We start from the raw sequence: 15,081 nt of genomic DNA on the forward strand, positions 1-15,081 counted from the left end.
GCAGAGAGATATGTGGATAAAATATTTCTTATAATATATACACGTTCTTGAGAACTTGAATCAAAATCCATACTGACCTGCTTGTAAAACAATTCAGTATTATCTCCTGACTCCGAATTATTTTTTCATGTTTTAGATTTTTGGTAAAAATTCTTTATGCCATTTTTTATGAATGAATGTATTAATCAGACTATGTTTATAACAAGCCTAAAGAAGGCTGCAAAGTTGATTCTAATGTCTACTAGTGTATCAATTCACCTACAAAGAAAATTTAATTAATATCTTCTAATTAGAGAGGACAATGAAAGAAATCCTTTCTGTTTTGCTCTCGACTCTTGTCTTTGTGGTAGCAATACCTTTTGCTTATGGACAACCGCTTGATTCTGTGTCGACAAATGTTGTAAATCAAGACGTAAATACTAGTACTCCTGAACCTGAAGCTACAATAGGCAAGAGTGAAAATCTTACCATAACCGATCTTAGATATCGTGGAGAATCAAACCAAATAACAGGAACAGTTATAAATAATTCTACTAACGAGCAATCTTCTATATCGATATATGCGGTACTTTTTGACAAAGATGATTCTTTTCTAGGAATAGCTCAGGGAAGACCTTTGGTTGAATCACTACCGCCAGCTGACAATTCACCCTTCTCAATAGATTTGTTCTCAGGATTTGGACTCTTTGCAATACCTGAGGAAGTAAATGGTATTGACCATTATACTATCTATGTAAGAGGGTACGAACCGCTTTTCTAATGTAGCATAATTCTACAAGTAAGAAAATATTTAATAAATCCTAGCTCTTTTTTTAATTATCTTGTAAGTATCATCAAATTTCTTGTTTCATAATATTATAATAATGTAAACAAAATTGAAGATCTACAACATTTTATATGGCCTTTGATCTTTCTAGTTATCTTCATCATTATACTCTATTATGGCTGAATAGTTTATTCCTCCCAGATTGTCACCTGCAGAGGCAGTAGAGTAGTGGATTTTATATCCAGTGCCAAATTTAAACCTGTAATCTCTTAAGAAGATTTCAATTTGGTTTTGTAGATAATAAACATCCTCATTCGGTTCGATTACTTTTATCCTTACAGTCATAACAATAGGATATGTAAAGAATTTAATATGATTTTTCGATGGGCAAAATTTGGTCAATAATTGAATTTTCATGAACTCTTCGACCCGAAAGGATAATAATCCGGTAGTAAAATTATCAAAAGATTGGCAAGTGTATTTCATTTACACAATAGTAAATAGGATTTGAGAGCAAATAATAATCGGAGCATCGCAATTAGATTTAGTCATCGGAAACATATACTTGTGACGTAAATATTTCATTACAATCGTAACATTTGATATCATAGTAAGGCTCCTTTTCAAAGTTACTTTGTGTGAAAACATACATTCGTAATATCTCTAAATTATCATTGTTATTATTGTAGCATTTCGGACATGCAATTTCAGATAAATCGGTTTCAATATACATATACGAGCTTTTTCAGGAAATCATAGATATAGGATACGAATATCAATTCTAGAACTTAGTTAGCCTTAAATTTGTTGATAGATTGTTATATGCTACATTTGGATCGACATCCAGTTTTGAAGAGAAGGGCATTCTTTTTGGGAATTACAATGTATAAACAGAGTTGCTTCACAGGGTCATAGTACTGAGTTATCATCTCTATTGTCATTGGATTCTAATTTAATAAATAGTATTAAATTCTTGATGGATATAAGCCATAGTATGCTATACAAAATATAGATGGCTAAAACGGGTGATTTTTATAGATGGATATATGGTAGAATATTTAAAAAACCATCCAATTTTTCATGGATTATTAATAAGAAACTTGCAGGTTCTGGTCTTGTAAAAACACACAAGGAATTTGAATGGGTAGTAAAGCAAGGAATCAGAAGCATAATCACCATCAGAGAAAAACCTTTGCCTCAAAAATATTTTGAAACTTCAAAAACAGAGAAGAATCGAGATAAAAATATAGTAATAGATTATCTACACATTAAGGTTGATGATCATGATGCTCCTGACCTTGATGTCTTGATTAATACAATTGATTATATGGATCAACATATTAAACAGGATAAGCCGGTTTTAATTCATTGCAATGCTGGCCATGGACGGACTGGAACCTTAGTCACGGCATATTTAATGAAAAAAGAAAAGATGAGCTTGGAAATTGCTTTGGAAAAAGTCAAATTATTACGCAAAATAATTCCTCATAAGGATAGGCAACAAGAAATATTAAGAGAATATGAAAAATATTTGAATCAACAGAATAATCTTTCCGAATAGTATTTACAGGCTGAAATGTAAATAATCTATCGCCTTTACTTGTTTTAGGAATTTATTATTATATTATTAACCTTTTTTTTGTGGCAGAGCGAGCTTTGTCTAAATCTTGGTCCACATTCAAATCACAGTCAACAGACTATGAAAATATTTCACTTGCGATTATTTTACTCTAGAACAATCCATAATTTACCGGAATGAAGCAAAAATTATGGACAAAGAAGATGAGAACTATAAATTCGACAATTCTTAAACTATTAGAATCTCATAATCAGTTAGATATGCCCAAGTATTTTTGAGAGACAGTATCTATATGAACAAATCAAAAATTATTGATGAAATTAGCCAATACATAATGATTGTAACAAAGCTGGAATTAGGCTATGGAATTGGCAGAACACTTCAATTAAAGCTAAATTAGTTGTCAAAGGGGTGAACAATAATCAATCCATAGATACACATTTGATAAACCAAAGATATTCTACTACTACTCTTACTACTGCAGTATTCATCCTTATATGAGAGGAGTAGTTAGTGCATCATCTGCCACCTCTACCATTTAAAGTGAGCATGAGTCGACATAAAAGATCAATTCCTTTTTTCTTTGAAATAAGTCAGAACATATGCTAAGCCACCACAAATAACACCTATACTTAATATTCCTATTGAAAGGGCTATGGGAGTAGTTAGTGCGTTCAATACATCAATATTCTGAGGACCTATTTTTCCTTCAGTAAATACAGATAACACACCTGAGCCCGATAATCCCGCAAATATCATGAGCAAAGTTGTCAAGGGACCTCCAATGTTCATACCAATAAGATGTATCCAGGCCAATACATTTAACAAGCCAGAAATCTGTCGTCTAAGATTAATCTCCAAGTGTATGTAAAAAATGGCAGTAACTGCTATGGCAACTATAAAAATAAGATAAAACACTATCCCAAGGAAAAACCATTTAGCAGGACCTTCAAAAGATAAAGATAGAAACTGTATCATGTCAAAGTTAATTGCAAAAACAAATTGAGACGCCACCATTGTTAATGCTAGCGACGTCATAATGCCTCCTTGAATTATAGCAGTAATGATAAATCGATTGCCCCATTTTGTCTTGTGTACATCATCTGTCATATGATATTGTTACCTCGTAATGTTATTATATTTTAGTTTCTTGAATAGACCCATACGTATTGCAACGACGATAGTAAACGATTTGTTTGGGGACAATTCTTTATTAGTTCCCGGATGCTATTTTCCATTACTTGAAGGTTCTTGGTAACATATTCATCCTGACGAAGATGATCGGTCCATATATCAGCTATTCTGATTTCGATATAGTGACTCGTATCTGTAGGATCTTATATAATTCTCAGTATGCCATTCCTTCACTTTTAAGAAACCGTCCTAATACATATATAGCATGCTCAAATTCGTTAGATAATTTAGGATCGACGGCAAATAACAATATAGTAAAATATATTTGTAAATAGTCAACATGTTAGTAAATCATGAGTGAAGTAAACAGGATATCCGCTGTGACCTTAATAATCAAAAATATGGAACGCTCATGCAGTTTTTACTCCCAAATACCTGGTTTCAAGCTTACATACGGTGGTACTTCGAATGATTCTTTTACCACATATCAGATTGGTAGATACAATAACATTTCATTTTTGAATTTAGAACTAAAGAAATTATTATCTCGTGATGATGATTTAGATCATGATAACAATAGCAATAATTTTGGTAGAATTATTTTTTATACCGATGATGTTGATAGACTCTATACTTATTTTAAGACCAACAAAACAATTTTCAATTTAATTCAACTTGAAAATGAACCTGTGGATGCACCATGGAATGAACGATACTTTCATATGCGCGAACCTGACGGATTTCAACTTTCTTTTGCTCAACCTATCTAAGATTTAGGTAAAATCGAAAATTGTATAAAAAAACTTAAGTATAAGCAATGCTCAATCTAATTTCCTCGTATTCAAAAATCGCAGGATAAATGTGGTTAAAATTTGGACATCTTATCTCCCTTTATCCTGTTTTTAGCAAACAACACACTGTAGCACTATAATAAAATTCATATTTTTCACACCTATCCTACCATAATTAAAATAAAGATGTACAAAAATTTGCTTAGTCTTGGTATCATCGTTGAATCATAAAATAAAGTAATTTTTGCATCAAAGAATTTGAGGTCGCAAACTATAGTAAAACTTCTTTAGAATTTGAAACTTCACCTATGATAATAAAAAATATGTATTACTAATTTAATACCTAATAAAGGATCTTATAGGGTATATAAATAATATTAACTAATTATGGTTAATGACAGATAACTTTGTTGATGATGCTGCAAAGAAAATGAAAAATGCAGCTCAGGATGCTGAAGCCGAGGCACAAACAGCCAAGGATCACGCAGAAGGAAAGCCCAGTTCTGAAACATTGAATAAGGCCAAAGTAAAGATAAGAGACGCCCTAGATTAAGAAGATATTATTCACCAAATCCTATTTTTTTTAGCAGACTTGCAGAATCGAGATACGCAAGTATGATTTGTATTCTTTTAATTTGGTAGAATAATAATTAGATTGCCACCCAGCAGCAGGTTTGCATTGCATTCGAAATAGGCAATGATAAAAGAATTGATTTACAATTACTTTTCCTATCATTGTGGGATGTAATTTACAATGGTAATCCAGGCTACCAGATTTATCGAACATATATTCAAAAGTTTCATCTGGTCTGAGATCTTGGGAACTAAATATATTGTTATTTTCTGTTACTGTGTGTATATACCAAAGTCATTATTTACCCATACTACAATATCTCCTTGACTTATTGTTATAGGGCTTGGATCATATACTTTATAGGGCTTGGACCATATGCTTTATCTCCCAGCTTAGAAGCATCTGAAACAATGGACACTATGTTATCTGATTGAGCATATGCCAATGGAACTAAAGAGAAGATGACCATGGTAAATTCAGTGAATATTACTAGCGACATGGGCAAAATTAATGAATGATGCTATTATTTAGAAGTTCTGTCTGCAACATGTTCAGCCATTACTAAATTGAAATTAGAAACTATATGTAGCCGAATTAAAATAACTAATTGGATAATCTATGGGCTCTAATCAAATAGTGCGAACTTTTATTTTTGATCTCGAAAAATCTCTTCTAATTTCGATATCTTATAGCCGCATTTACCACAAGTGATCGACCAATTACCCATTCCAAGCTCTTCTATGGTTTCTACTGCAGTAGATTGATCAATAATCCTATTTGCTACTGTAGCCTGAAAATTTTCTTTTTGATCACATTTTGGACAGCCCACAATCATCACGTGGCTAACCAAATCACCTATCTTTCCGTTATACGTCATACATTTCATTCACAAAGACAAAGGATTTATGTTTTGATTTTAGTTTGGGTTTTTGACTAAAAAGAATTGAAGATTCGCTACTGCTACTGCTTCTTCTGCTACTGCGGCCACTCGTATTTCATCCAGTTGATTAGAACTTTCACAAATAGCATTTTAGAATTTCCTATCATAACCTCTTAACAGCAAAAAAAATTAACTATTTCATTCACGATGTATTGAAATTCAATTTTGATCCAGTAATAATATTCAGATGAGTATCACAAATTTACGGTATATTTTTTTGTTGCCTTTACAATCTAAAAAAAGAAATACAAGTTAATAAGTAGTAGTTCATGTTATGTATTTTTTGAGATAATTGTCAAGAATGTATTTAGATAGTTAAAATAAGTATGTAATTTTATTTATTTTTCATGCAGTCGACACAGATCCATACATTGTCAATGTATTTACCTTCTTTAATCTGACCTTCTTTTTTTACTTCTGGCTCCACAAGATCAGTAACAGAAATACCACATATGTCACATACCGGTAATATATTTTTCACCATAAAAAATATGAGACTACATAGTTTTTAACATTGATACCTTGTGCAAACCAAGAATACAGTTTTTATAAAAATTATTCAACGCTGTTTATAGGGATCATAACACGAAGGCTAAAAACTGTTTAGCCATACAAAGTTTTCGATTAGAAAATTAGCTCATCGCTTATCAAGTGAGTAAGATTTAGGATGGTAATAGAATCAAAAATAATTATGAACTAACAAGTGAGCATCATTGTTGAAACCTTTCATGGGCTTAAAGAATAAGGAGAGGGAGAGGGAAAGAGGGAGAGGAAGGACGAATCTTGCCCCTATCTCTAAGGGGTATGAAAGTATTACCCATACATTTTTGCAATAATTAATGTAGAGGTCATAGAATTCTACAGGAATGTTTTCGGCGCTATCATAGAACGTCATACAAACCCTAGAAAAGAAGGTAAAGAAAAAAATAGTTCACGTGGTAATATCCATAAGAAAATTCAAACTTATGCTAGCCGTCAAATTCACTGAAATGTGTAGTAAGTATGTATCTATAGGCTAAAAAATCGGCTCCGCAAGTCAGTTGTAAGCAATCGGGGGCTCTGTTCAGTTAACAGGTTTTAATTCCTTATTATGATAGTCGACAAACAGGTTCAACCAGTTTTTTACATGTTTTAGGTTGCAGTTCTTTATTCTGCAGGGAAAGTAATCATCAAAATTCTCTGTCCTATCCTTTATGTATTGTATTGTTCTTTCAATCAAACTTTTTTCATAGGAGGAATGGAGATGGTGTTCTAATTTAAGGAATTGACAAGCCATGGGGTACCAAGTACCACCACCGTCTGTTGAAACTGGATGCTTTCCATAGTCTCTGATTATGTTTAACAGAAACCGTTCGGCAACAAACATGTTTCTCTCTTTAGAGATAGATAGTGCGAGAATTTCCTTACTTTTTGCATCTATTGCAACCCATAACCATGTGTATTCTGAACCTACCTTAAGCAATGTTTCATCTACAATGAATTCACATATTCGTCTTTGTTTTGTCTTGATAATCTTAGGTTGGTACTTTTGAATCCAGTTCCAGATAGTGACATGATTTCGTTTGATACAGTATGATAATCTTTCAGATGTTCTCCTAAGAGATAGCCCTGAAAAATACAAATACAAGCCCCGATAGACGTATTCCGGAGGCGTTTTATTTCTGGTAAACACATATGAAATAAGACGTCTTCAAGCTATAGGTTTTTCTTAACTGAACAGAGCCCAATCGGGTGTTTCTTAACATGTACTTTGAGAATGGGGGTGAGATCTTTGATCGAGCATATAAAGCCGGCACCAGAGTGATAATGCCCTTAGCAGATCCTTTCGTATAAGACAGGTATGGTCAACTTAAGGATAGTTTTGGGCATATTTGGGAAGTTGCAACCCATAAGAAAAACATGTCAAAGGAGAAATTAACAAGGGCTGCAAAAGAGGCTTTTGAATAAGTGGAAGAAAAAAATAAAAGCCATCCTCTCAATCTGGTAGTTAATTGACCATAAAATTTTTATTAAACAAAATACCATAAATGAGTTTACCCTGACATGCTATGATTGCAACAACTACAGCAGAATCTAGCAAAGATATAGTTAAATTCGAAAAGATAAGAGAAAATTTTGAATGGTTTTATGAAAACTATGAAGACTTGAAGCAAAATTTTAGCAATCGGTATGTTGCAATCAAAGATAGAAGGCAGATCGATAGCGATAAAAAACTCGAAGTCTTGCTAAAAAGACTAAATTTATCAAATTACGATGATGCAATTGCTATCGAATATGTAAATATTTGACTTTGACTTTACAAATTAACGAAAAAGAACCGATGGTTAAAATTAAGGCAAACCATTAGTAACCCTCACCACATATCTTGTTGACGCAAATAGTAACATAAGGTTTTTTACAAAATAGATACTAACCACTGTTTGTTTAATCCACTGCATATTCTAATTCTTAGATACTTTGTTATGGAACACGAGACACAGAACAAAGGCTACTGGAAAAGGAAATTGAAAAATCGGTAAGGCTTTCTTGTCTTCAGTACGTTATTAGTAGTACACTATATGTACATGTGTTACACTGTGTAATATTTATAAACATGTTTTAACATATACTTGTATGATTAAATCTAAAAAATTAAAAATAGAATTACCTGTCACAAACATAACGAGAAAAACAATAAAACCAATAAAAAGACAAAATTATTGCCAACAGAATATAAATAGATTGACTTGATCGCCACAAAAGGAGCATGGAATACTTTGCAAGTAGTTGATAGATCATACGATCAGAAGCAACATCTGGCAGGTAATGCTTTTATTAATGCATTTGATGAATTCAACGATATAAACAGGAAATTGTTTGAAATTCCTGAAATTGACAAATTACTATCTTTTTCAAATAAGAAGAATATCTGTATTCAAAACCAAATCCATGGCAATAACAATTTTTTGCATCACATTATAGCTAAATTTTGTATTAGTTATCATCTGGTATTTGATTCAAGATCTGGTAGTAATAAATCCAAAGAGAAAAGGACTATATTAATAGATGCGGGAAATGGCAATAATTTAGGATCAATTTATCTTAATTTAACTAAACTCGCAATAGAGAAAGAGATAGATATTAACATTCTATTAGACAGTATCACAATAGCAAGAGCCTTTACATTTTATCAGCTGGCCAATATAATAGTCAATGAACTACCAAAGTTCATTAGTCAGCTGGGTAACAAAATACAGATTATTTTACTGGATTTGTTTGATACACTTGTTTCTTCTTCATATTCTATAAAAAAAGCAAAAGATAATAGCAACTCCAGATCAAGTAACGGGATAGAAGATAATATTGGTATATTGAACGAATTAATAGATATATTGATTAGCCTTTCAGAAAAATATTTTGTAATTCTAACTTGCAATGAAGTTGAAAATATGACAAGTAGCAGTAGTTGTTGTTGTTCTCTAGTATCCAAGTTTGATAATGCTATCAAGATAAAACAAGTTTATGAGAAAAAAGAGAAAACAGTTAAAATAGAATTGTTAACGCGTTCACACTCTATAAACCAAGTGACATGTACAGTTAATTGAAAAGAATTGCATTCTCTTAACATAATTACAGACTCGATATCGGCGGCGGCGGCAAAAAAATAATGGTAAATCAAGTGTAATCTAATGGGTCGCTCTATTCCCTCATTTAGAATGTTAATAGATATTGAAAGGTTGGAGTGGACAAATTTTAAGAAAGAACTAAATAAAAAAGATAAACAAATTTTCAACAAGTTGTTTTTGATTCCCAAATTATACTGCCATGCCTTATCAAGCCTATCTAACCCAATTACAATTGAATCCATAATTCTTAGCATTATTTTTAATAATTTCAAATCAATAAATCAAATACGTAAAGATTTGTTGCATAGATGCACAAAGTTTGAATCGGATGTATTTGAAGAAAAAATATTGCAAGACCCTACGATAATAACAATACAATCTGAAATCATGTCTAATGTACAATACAATAAGATGATTCATGACCTGAAAAGATTCAGTGAATCCTTAAGCGCAGATGATGAAATTGTTTTTTTGAATATGATAAGTGACTGTTATCGAAATTATAGAAATTCAATTCATTATTCCAACATTAATAAGAAATCACAATCCAGTTATTTCAAAAACATATCTTTGTTTATGATGATTATTTTCTACCAACAAAAGCAAATAGATTTAATCAATAATTTCTTGACTAAAAAAGTAACAAGTCAGGAGAAATAGTCAGTATTTAAAGTTGGTATGTTATAACATAATATGATATAACAACATAGTAGGTCTACCACATCGCAGAGACGCACATTGTTGTGTAAGAAGAAATAATGATGTTCTGATCTGATCTGATCTGTTACTCAATGTTTTATTTGTGAATTGATTTGATTTTATTACGTAATAGTCATTATTATATTTGACATAATATTCCATTATTTTAGGATGTAATTCACAAACGTAATTACAAGTTCATGATCTATTTCACATTACTAACATAAATTCTGAATCCAGAATAAGAATTTGATATTTCGTGTCAAAATTTACTCCAATTATAAGCTTAAGTGTCATGATCTTCTTAATATCTATACATTGTGATAAAAATAGAATCTTTTGATAACTTAAACGTTATATTCAGAAGGAAAATATGATCCTAAACATTCAACAAGAAAGAATGCCCATAGAAATCTGCCTAATAGAGGCTTCAAAATAGTAAAAGACAATACCACTACTCCAGCGATAGATATTGGTAACGACAATAGCATTAGTGATTATCAATCTAATTCTCGCCTTCCCACCTTCATAATGGCAGACAAGTTCGACATATTTATTATTAAAGAGCTTTTAAAAGACCCCTCTATTACTACCCTAGAAATCTCATTAAAATCTCAAATCCCATTTTCTATCACCCATAAAAAAAGAAGACTCATAGAGTCAAAGGTGTGCAAAAAAATACATTCTTGACTTTAGGATATTGGGATTAAACTTTAGGTTTGCAGATGTATTTGCAAATATTCAAGAAGACAAAGTAAATTATCTTGTAAGTCAGCTCTGTACAAAATCTTATTTTACCAAAAATATGATCAAAGTTATGAGAGTCAAAGGTGAGGCAAATGAGATTTGTATAAAGACTATATCAAAATTCAGAAGAATTGTTCTTTTTTATGAATAAATTAATGTCGTATTCCTTTGTTTCCAATGTACACTTTTCAAAAATGATAGAGGTATTGGGAGACAATACTGTAAATATCATTATGAACCTATTCAGCAAAGACTCAATATTTTAGGCATATTATTCATTAATATTAATATTAATAGTAATAGTAAAACCCTGACGACTATTACTACTCCATTAAATCAAAATAATCTATCCTTATCAAATGAGAGCATCATGTACCTGGTTAAATAATATAAATACTAATGGGGTAACGAGGCGTAAAATCATGCTTAAAAACAAACTAGGTAAAAGACTTGATCAAACTGATATTGAAATTATGGATTTAATGATATTAGGCAAAAATAACAAAGAGATTTCACTGACACTCAAAATACCTCTTTCTACAGCACAGAGAAGGGTTAGAAATCTAATATCTACAGGCTATATAACATCCGATATTCAAATAAACTATCAAAAGTTTGGTTTCAAAACAGGTTTGCTTTATGTATATTTAAGAAACGGAAATATCGAAGAAACAGCAAAAAAAATACACAACTTGGATCAAATAATATCGGTGGAAATTCATATAGGCAATTCCGATATTCTTGGCAATGTAATTTACAAAGAAGGTAAGCAGTTATTGAATTTAATTTCGGCCATAAGAAAAATGGAAGGTGTGGAGAGAATAGTGTGGTCTGAAAGAATCTATCAGAGTCCATTAAAAAGAAATAAGAACATAATTAACGTTTTAAACGTACAAGGACTAGCGTAGCAGCAGGATTCTGGACATACATACATATATCAATTATGATTCAGTGATTCGACTTTGAATTTTAGATATTTTTATTTTCTAAGAGAAAAGAAAAGTATTAATTCAATATAATTTTCTCAACAAACCTCAGTTATTTGAATTTAATATGTTCAATCAACATAAGTAACCAAGAATTCTCGCTTTATAAAGACGGTAATTTTACATTATGGACCAGACCAGCCGCAATAGTAACATCAGAAATATTATTATATGATCTTTCTTCCAAATCGTGTAATGCTTTTGCTTTTATGACGTTTTCTTTATTTTCAAAGTCTTCACTGAGTCTTACCTGTTGCAAAACCTTACTTTTTGGAGCTGGAAACCTTACATTCTTTAATAGTTGTGTTAATCGTAATACATGAGAATAACCTTGTACGTTAACTTCCTTCTTCTTCCGACCTTCTATAGCATCCTGTTGACTAATTACTTCATTTATTTGGATTTCTGTCCCACCAAATTGTGAAATTTGCTCGCTTTTTTCCTGGTCCATAATATGTATGTTCATAGAATTATATAACCCCCACATATCCCTTATACAGTATTTTGTCGATAAACAAATTGGCAGTTAATTAACTAGATGACAATGCTACTAATCTGGTCTTATGAAACAATATTGTGTTTTGTTTAATTTGTGAGCAAAGTTATAAAGCCCTTTTGTTTGAATCTGTTTGGCTGGCTGAGATTATAACATCAAATTTAAAGAGAATAAAACATTGTAAAATGATTGATTCTATGATTATTTTATTATCCTTTAAGGATAGATGAATATCGTTTATTAACTATAGTTACGAAGTTTTAAGGTATCCTAGAGAAATAGTATTAAAGGCTACATTCGTGTGATAAGTATCTATAGAAAAAAACAATAGAATCGCAACTACTTGTTCTGTTGACTGTAGGCACAAAAGCATGAGACTTGAAAACCACATATCTAAAGCTGGCGACGCCTCAAAGATATTGATGCCTTTAATACTTCTAAACTAGGATTTTGTTATTAAACCTGTTGATGGATATTTATTGACATATAGAAAGCAAGGTCAAGGTCAAGTGGGATGATGATCTGGAATAATTATCATAGCAGTTTATTGCTTTTCTAAAAAACAGAGACTTTTTATGAAATTGGACTAAGTGCCGGAGCAAAAAATAGGTCGGGGTATTCCTATCTTCCAAATAGTCTGTCACATGCATCTTTTCCTGCTATTTCAACACATTGGTTGTAGATATCGTTACTAAAATCTTTAAATGGATTGAAGGGTTGTTGGAATGGAGAGTCGTCTCTTGGGATATTTGGAGAAGGCGAAGGTGAAAATGGAGAAGACGGTGGTAGAAGACTTTCTACCTGATCCGACTCAGAACCTTCCTTTAATGTAACAGGAATCTCAACTGTGCGATTATCTCTATATACTGTAAGCTGAACAGTGTCCCCTACTTGTTTTGTAGAAAGTGCTTTTCTAATATCCTCTACCGACCCTATGGTAACATTCTCGATTCCAATTATGATATCTCCTCCGAGTTCTATTTGATTTCCATTAATGTTGGAGCTGATATATCCGCCTCTAATTCCTGCATCCTCAGCTGAACTATTTCTAAGGACATCAATAACTAAGAATCCTTTTTCTCCTCCATCAACGATGTTAGATGGTACATTTATTTGTAAGGCTATTTCAGGTGTAACATTAATACCCGTTATTCCAAGAGATGGACTATTGTTTTGTATTTCTTGCATAGTTTCATCGTCTGAAATTGTAGAATCTGGTCTTGCTGCCAAAGTCAAACCTATTTCTTGCACTTGTCCGTTTCTTATAATGGTAAGAGTAACATTTTCTCCAACTTTCTTTTCTCTATCCAGATAAGAAAGTAAATCATCTATTTTTCTAATAGATTTATCATCAATTCCTACGATTACATCTCCTCCGAGTTCTACCTCTCTTCCTTCTATTTCTGTCAATATTGCACCACCACGTATTCCAGCTTTCTCTGCAGGACTTCCAGAGGTAACCTGTATTACTAAGAATCCTGTAGTATTCTTAAGATTCATCATTTCTGCAATATCTGAATCTATATCCGTTCCAGATACTCCCAAGTAAGGATGCTGGTATTCACCCGTAGTAATGATAGAAGGAACCACTTTTTGGATCAAATACGAGGGAATTGCAAAACCTACTCCAGAATACACACCCGTAGCGGAGAAAATAGCAGTATTGATTCCTATAACTTCGCCCCTCATATTTAGTAATGGTCCACCGGAATTTCCCGGGTTTATTGCCGCGTCAGTTTGTATTATATCTGGAATTGAAAAAGCCGGGGTATCTTCAACAAGTGGTATCGGACTATTCTCAGAAGGCAATGCTGGAAGTACTCTTCCTAGGCCACTTATTATTCCCTCAGTTATCGATGCAGACAACCCAAAAGGATTACCAATAGCAGCAACCCTTTGTCCGACATTCACTTTAGAAAAGTCGCCTATCTGTAATGGGATTAGTTTTTTCATGACTTCCGTATTATTCTCCAGAGGAATCTTTAAAACAGCTATTTCGGCGAAGGGGTCTACACCCACTACAGTAGCTTTATATCCAGTTCCATCAGTGAAGGTTACATCAAATTCTTTATTGACAGAATCTCCAGCCACTACATGGTAATTAGTAACTACATATCCCTCTTTATCATATACAAAACCTGAACCTAAGCGAGATGCACCAGGTACGTTTGAATCTTGTGTAACTTGCACTACAGACTGATCCACTTTATCATAAAGTTTAATTAAATCTTCCTCTGGCGAATTATCCGAACTATTACCTGATGATAACGTATTGTTATTTGCTATCATAAAACTGTTATCACTATTAGTTATATTTGATAATGCTTGTTGTTGCGCAAAAGCATTATCAAAGAGATAGGTTTCGGTATTAATTATAGTCGACACTAAGTAGAAGCCTAAATATAGTATCACTACAGTGACTACAACAAAAGACATCCAAAATTTCCGCCCATCGTTTGGCTTTGTATTAAATGGCATGAATGAGTTTAATAGTAAAGTATCGTATTTAAAATGTACTTATCTAATATGTGACTCTCTCCATACACTGAAATTCAATTCCACAAGTAATGTAGATTTTTTAAACAATACGGATATGTTGTATGCGATTCATAAAATGCAAACTCACTACATAGATATATTTTGTTTATTTCCCTTAAAAATGCACGAAAATATCGAAGATAAAAAGAAAATACAAATACAGGTACAATCCTAAATGACGATCTAAAACTTTAGTGTGAGAATTTTACACTTGTAAAGCCTCATA

16 protein-coding genes are annotated in these 15,081 nt (G+C 32.1%); 8 read left to right on the forward strand and 8 right to left on the reverse strand.

Translation table 11 applies throughout. The features are described from left to right. Positions 1 to 301: 301 nt before the first annotated feature. Entirely contained in the window at positions 302 to 760 is a 459-nt protein-coding gene (locus tag ACMT7R_RS07180) for an FxLYD domain-containing protein (RefSeq protein WP_415310939.1), read from the forward strand. A 153-nt stretch (positions 761 to 913) separates the two neighbouring features. Here ACMT7R_RS07180 and ACMT7R_RS07185 read toward each other — a convergent pair whose 3' ends face one another. Beyond that, a complete protein-coding gene (locus ACMT7R_RS07185) occupies positions 914 to 1,111 on the reverse strand; it encodes a hypothetical protein (RefSeq protein WP_415310940.1) in 198 nt (65 codons plus the stop codon). 667 nt (positions 1,112 to 1,778) lie between these two features. Here ACMT7R_RS07185 and ACMT7R_RS07190 point away from each other — a divergent pair. Next, on the forward strand, positions 1,779 to 2,327 hold the full coding sequence (locus tag ACMT7R_RS07190; protein WP_415310941.1) for a dual specificity protein phosphatase family protein: 549 nt from the start codon (positions 1,779 to 1,781) through the stop codon (positions 2,325 to 2,327). Positions 2,328 to 2,912: 585 nt separating this feature from the next. Here ACMT7R_RS07190 and ACMT7R_RS07195 read toward each other — a convergent pair. Continuing rightward, positions 2,913 to 3,455, reverse strand: a complete 543-nt coding sequence (locus ACMT7R_RS07195) for a hypothetical protein (protein WP_415310942.1) — start codon at positions 3,453 to 3,455, stop codon at positions 2,913 to 2,915. A 377-nt stretch (positions 3,456 to 3,832) separates the two neighbouring features. Between ACMT7R_RS07195 and ACMT7R_RS07200 the strand changes: the two genes are divergently transcribed. Both ACMT7R_RS07200 and ACMT7R_RS07205 read left to right on the forward strand, forming a co-directional pair. Then, positions 3,833 to 4,249, forward strand: a complete 417-nt coding sequence (locus ACMT7R_RS07200; RefSeq protein ID WP_415310943.1) for a VOC family protein — start codon at positions 3,833 to 3,835, stop codon at positions 4,247 to 4,249. Between the two features lie 415 nt (positions 4,250 to 4,664). After that, positions 4,665 to 4,823 (forward strand): hypothetical protein, encoded by a 159-nt coding sequence (locus ACMT7R_RS07205; protein WP_415310944.1) that lies wholly within the window; start codon positions 4,665 to 4,667, stop codon positions 4,821 to 4,823. Positions 4,824 to 5,178: 355 nt separating this feature from the next. Here ACMT7R_RS07205 and ACMT7R_RS07210 read toward each other — a convergent pair whose 3' ends face one another. From ACMT7R_RS07210 to ACMT7R_RS07225, 4 genes are all read right to left on the reverse strand, one after another. Then, positions 5,179 to 5,343, reverse strand: coding sequence for a hypothetical protein (locus tag ACMT7R_RS07210; protein WP_415310945.1), 165 nt, complete (start codon positions 5,341 to 5,343; stop codon positions 5,179 to 5,181). A gap of 147 nt (positions 5,344 to 5,490) precedes the next feature. Then, a complete protein-coding gene (locus tag ACMT7R_RS07215) occupies positions 5,491 to 5,721 on the reverse strand; it encodes a hypothetical protein (RefSeq protein ID WP_415310946.1) in 231 nt (76 codons plus the stop codon). A 397-nt stretch (positions 5,722 to 6,118) separates the two neighbouring features. Then, on the reverse strand, positions 6,119 to 6,268 hold the full coding sequence (locus tag ACMT7R_RS07220) for a hypothetical protein (protein ID WP_415310947.1): 150 nt from the start codon (positions 6,266 to 6,268) through the stop codon (positions 6,119 to 6,121). Positions 6,269 to 6,847: 579 nt separating this feature from the next. Further along, on the reverse strand, positions 6,848 to 7,456 hold the full coding sequence (locus tag ACMT7R_RS07225; RefSeq protein WP_415310948.1) for a DDE-type integrase/transposase/recombinase: 609 nt from the start codon (positions 7,454 to 7,456) through the stop codon (positions 6,848 to 6,850). Positions 7,457 to 7,832: 376 nt separating this feature from the next. On the opposite strand from ACMT7R_RS07225, the gene ACMT7R_RS07230 reads away from it, so the two are divergent. The 4 genes from ACMT7R_RS07230 to ACMT7R_RS07245 all read left to right on the forward strand — a co-directional run bounded on the left by ACMT7R_RS07230 (position 7,833) and on the right by ACMT7R_RS07245 (position 11,743). Then, positions 7,833 to 8,072, forward strand: a complete 240-nt coding sequence (locus ACMT7R_RS07230; RefSeq protein WP_415310949.1) for a hypothetical protein — start codon at positions 7,833 to 7,835, stop codon at positions 8,070 to 8,072. A 438-nt stretch (positions 8,073 to 8,510) separates the two neighbouring features. After that, entirely contained in the window at positions 8,511 to 9,368 is an 858-nt protein-coding gene (locus ACMT7R_RS07235; RefSeq protein ID WP_415310950.1) for a hypothetical protein, read from the forward strand. Between the two features lie 84 nt (positions 9,369 to 9,452). After that, entirely contained in the window at positions 9,453 to 10,049 is a 597-nt protein-coding gene (locus tag ACMT7R_RS07240; protein ID WP_415310951.1) for a hypothetical protein, read from the forward strand. Positions 10,050 to 11,257: 1,208 nt separating this feature from the next. Further along, the gene (locus ACMT7R_RS07245) at positions 11,258 to 11,743 is read left to right on the forward strand and encodes an Lrp/AsnC family transcriptional regulator (RefSeq protein ID WP_415310952.1); all 486 of its coding nucleotides are present in this window, start codon (positions 11,258 to 11,260) and stop codon (positions 11,741 to 11,743) included. A gap of 181 nt (positions 11,744 to 11,924) precedes the next feature. On the opposite strand, the gene ACMT7R_RS07250 is transcribed toward ACMT7R_RS07245, so the two are convergent. Beyond that, positions 11,925 to 12,287: a hypothetical protein gene (locus tag ACMT7R_RS07250; protein WP_415310953.1), complete on the reverse strand. Its 363-nt coding sequence runs from the start codon at positions 12,285 to 12,287 to the stop codon at positions 11,925 to 11,927. Positions 12,288 to 12,938: 651 nt separating this feature from the next. Continuing rightward, on the reverse strand, positions 12,939 to 14,702 hold the full coding sequence (locus ACMT7R_RS07255) for a trypsin-like peptidase domain-containing protein (RefSeq protein ID WP_415310954.1): 1,764 nt from the start codon (positions 14,700 to 14,702) through the stop codon (positions 12,939 to 12,941). Between the last annotated feature and the right edge of the window lie 379 nt (positions 14,703 to 15,081).

The organism is Candidatus Nitrosocosmicus sp. FF01 (genome assembly GCF_047711275.1).
In the GTDB taxonomy this organism is placed as follows: Archaea; Thermoproteota; Nitrososphaeria; order Nitrososphaerales; family Nitrososphaeraceae; genus Nitrosocosmicus.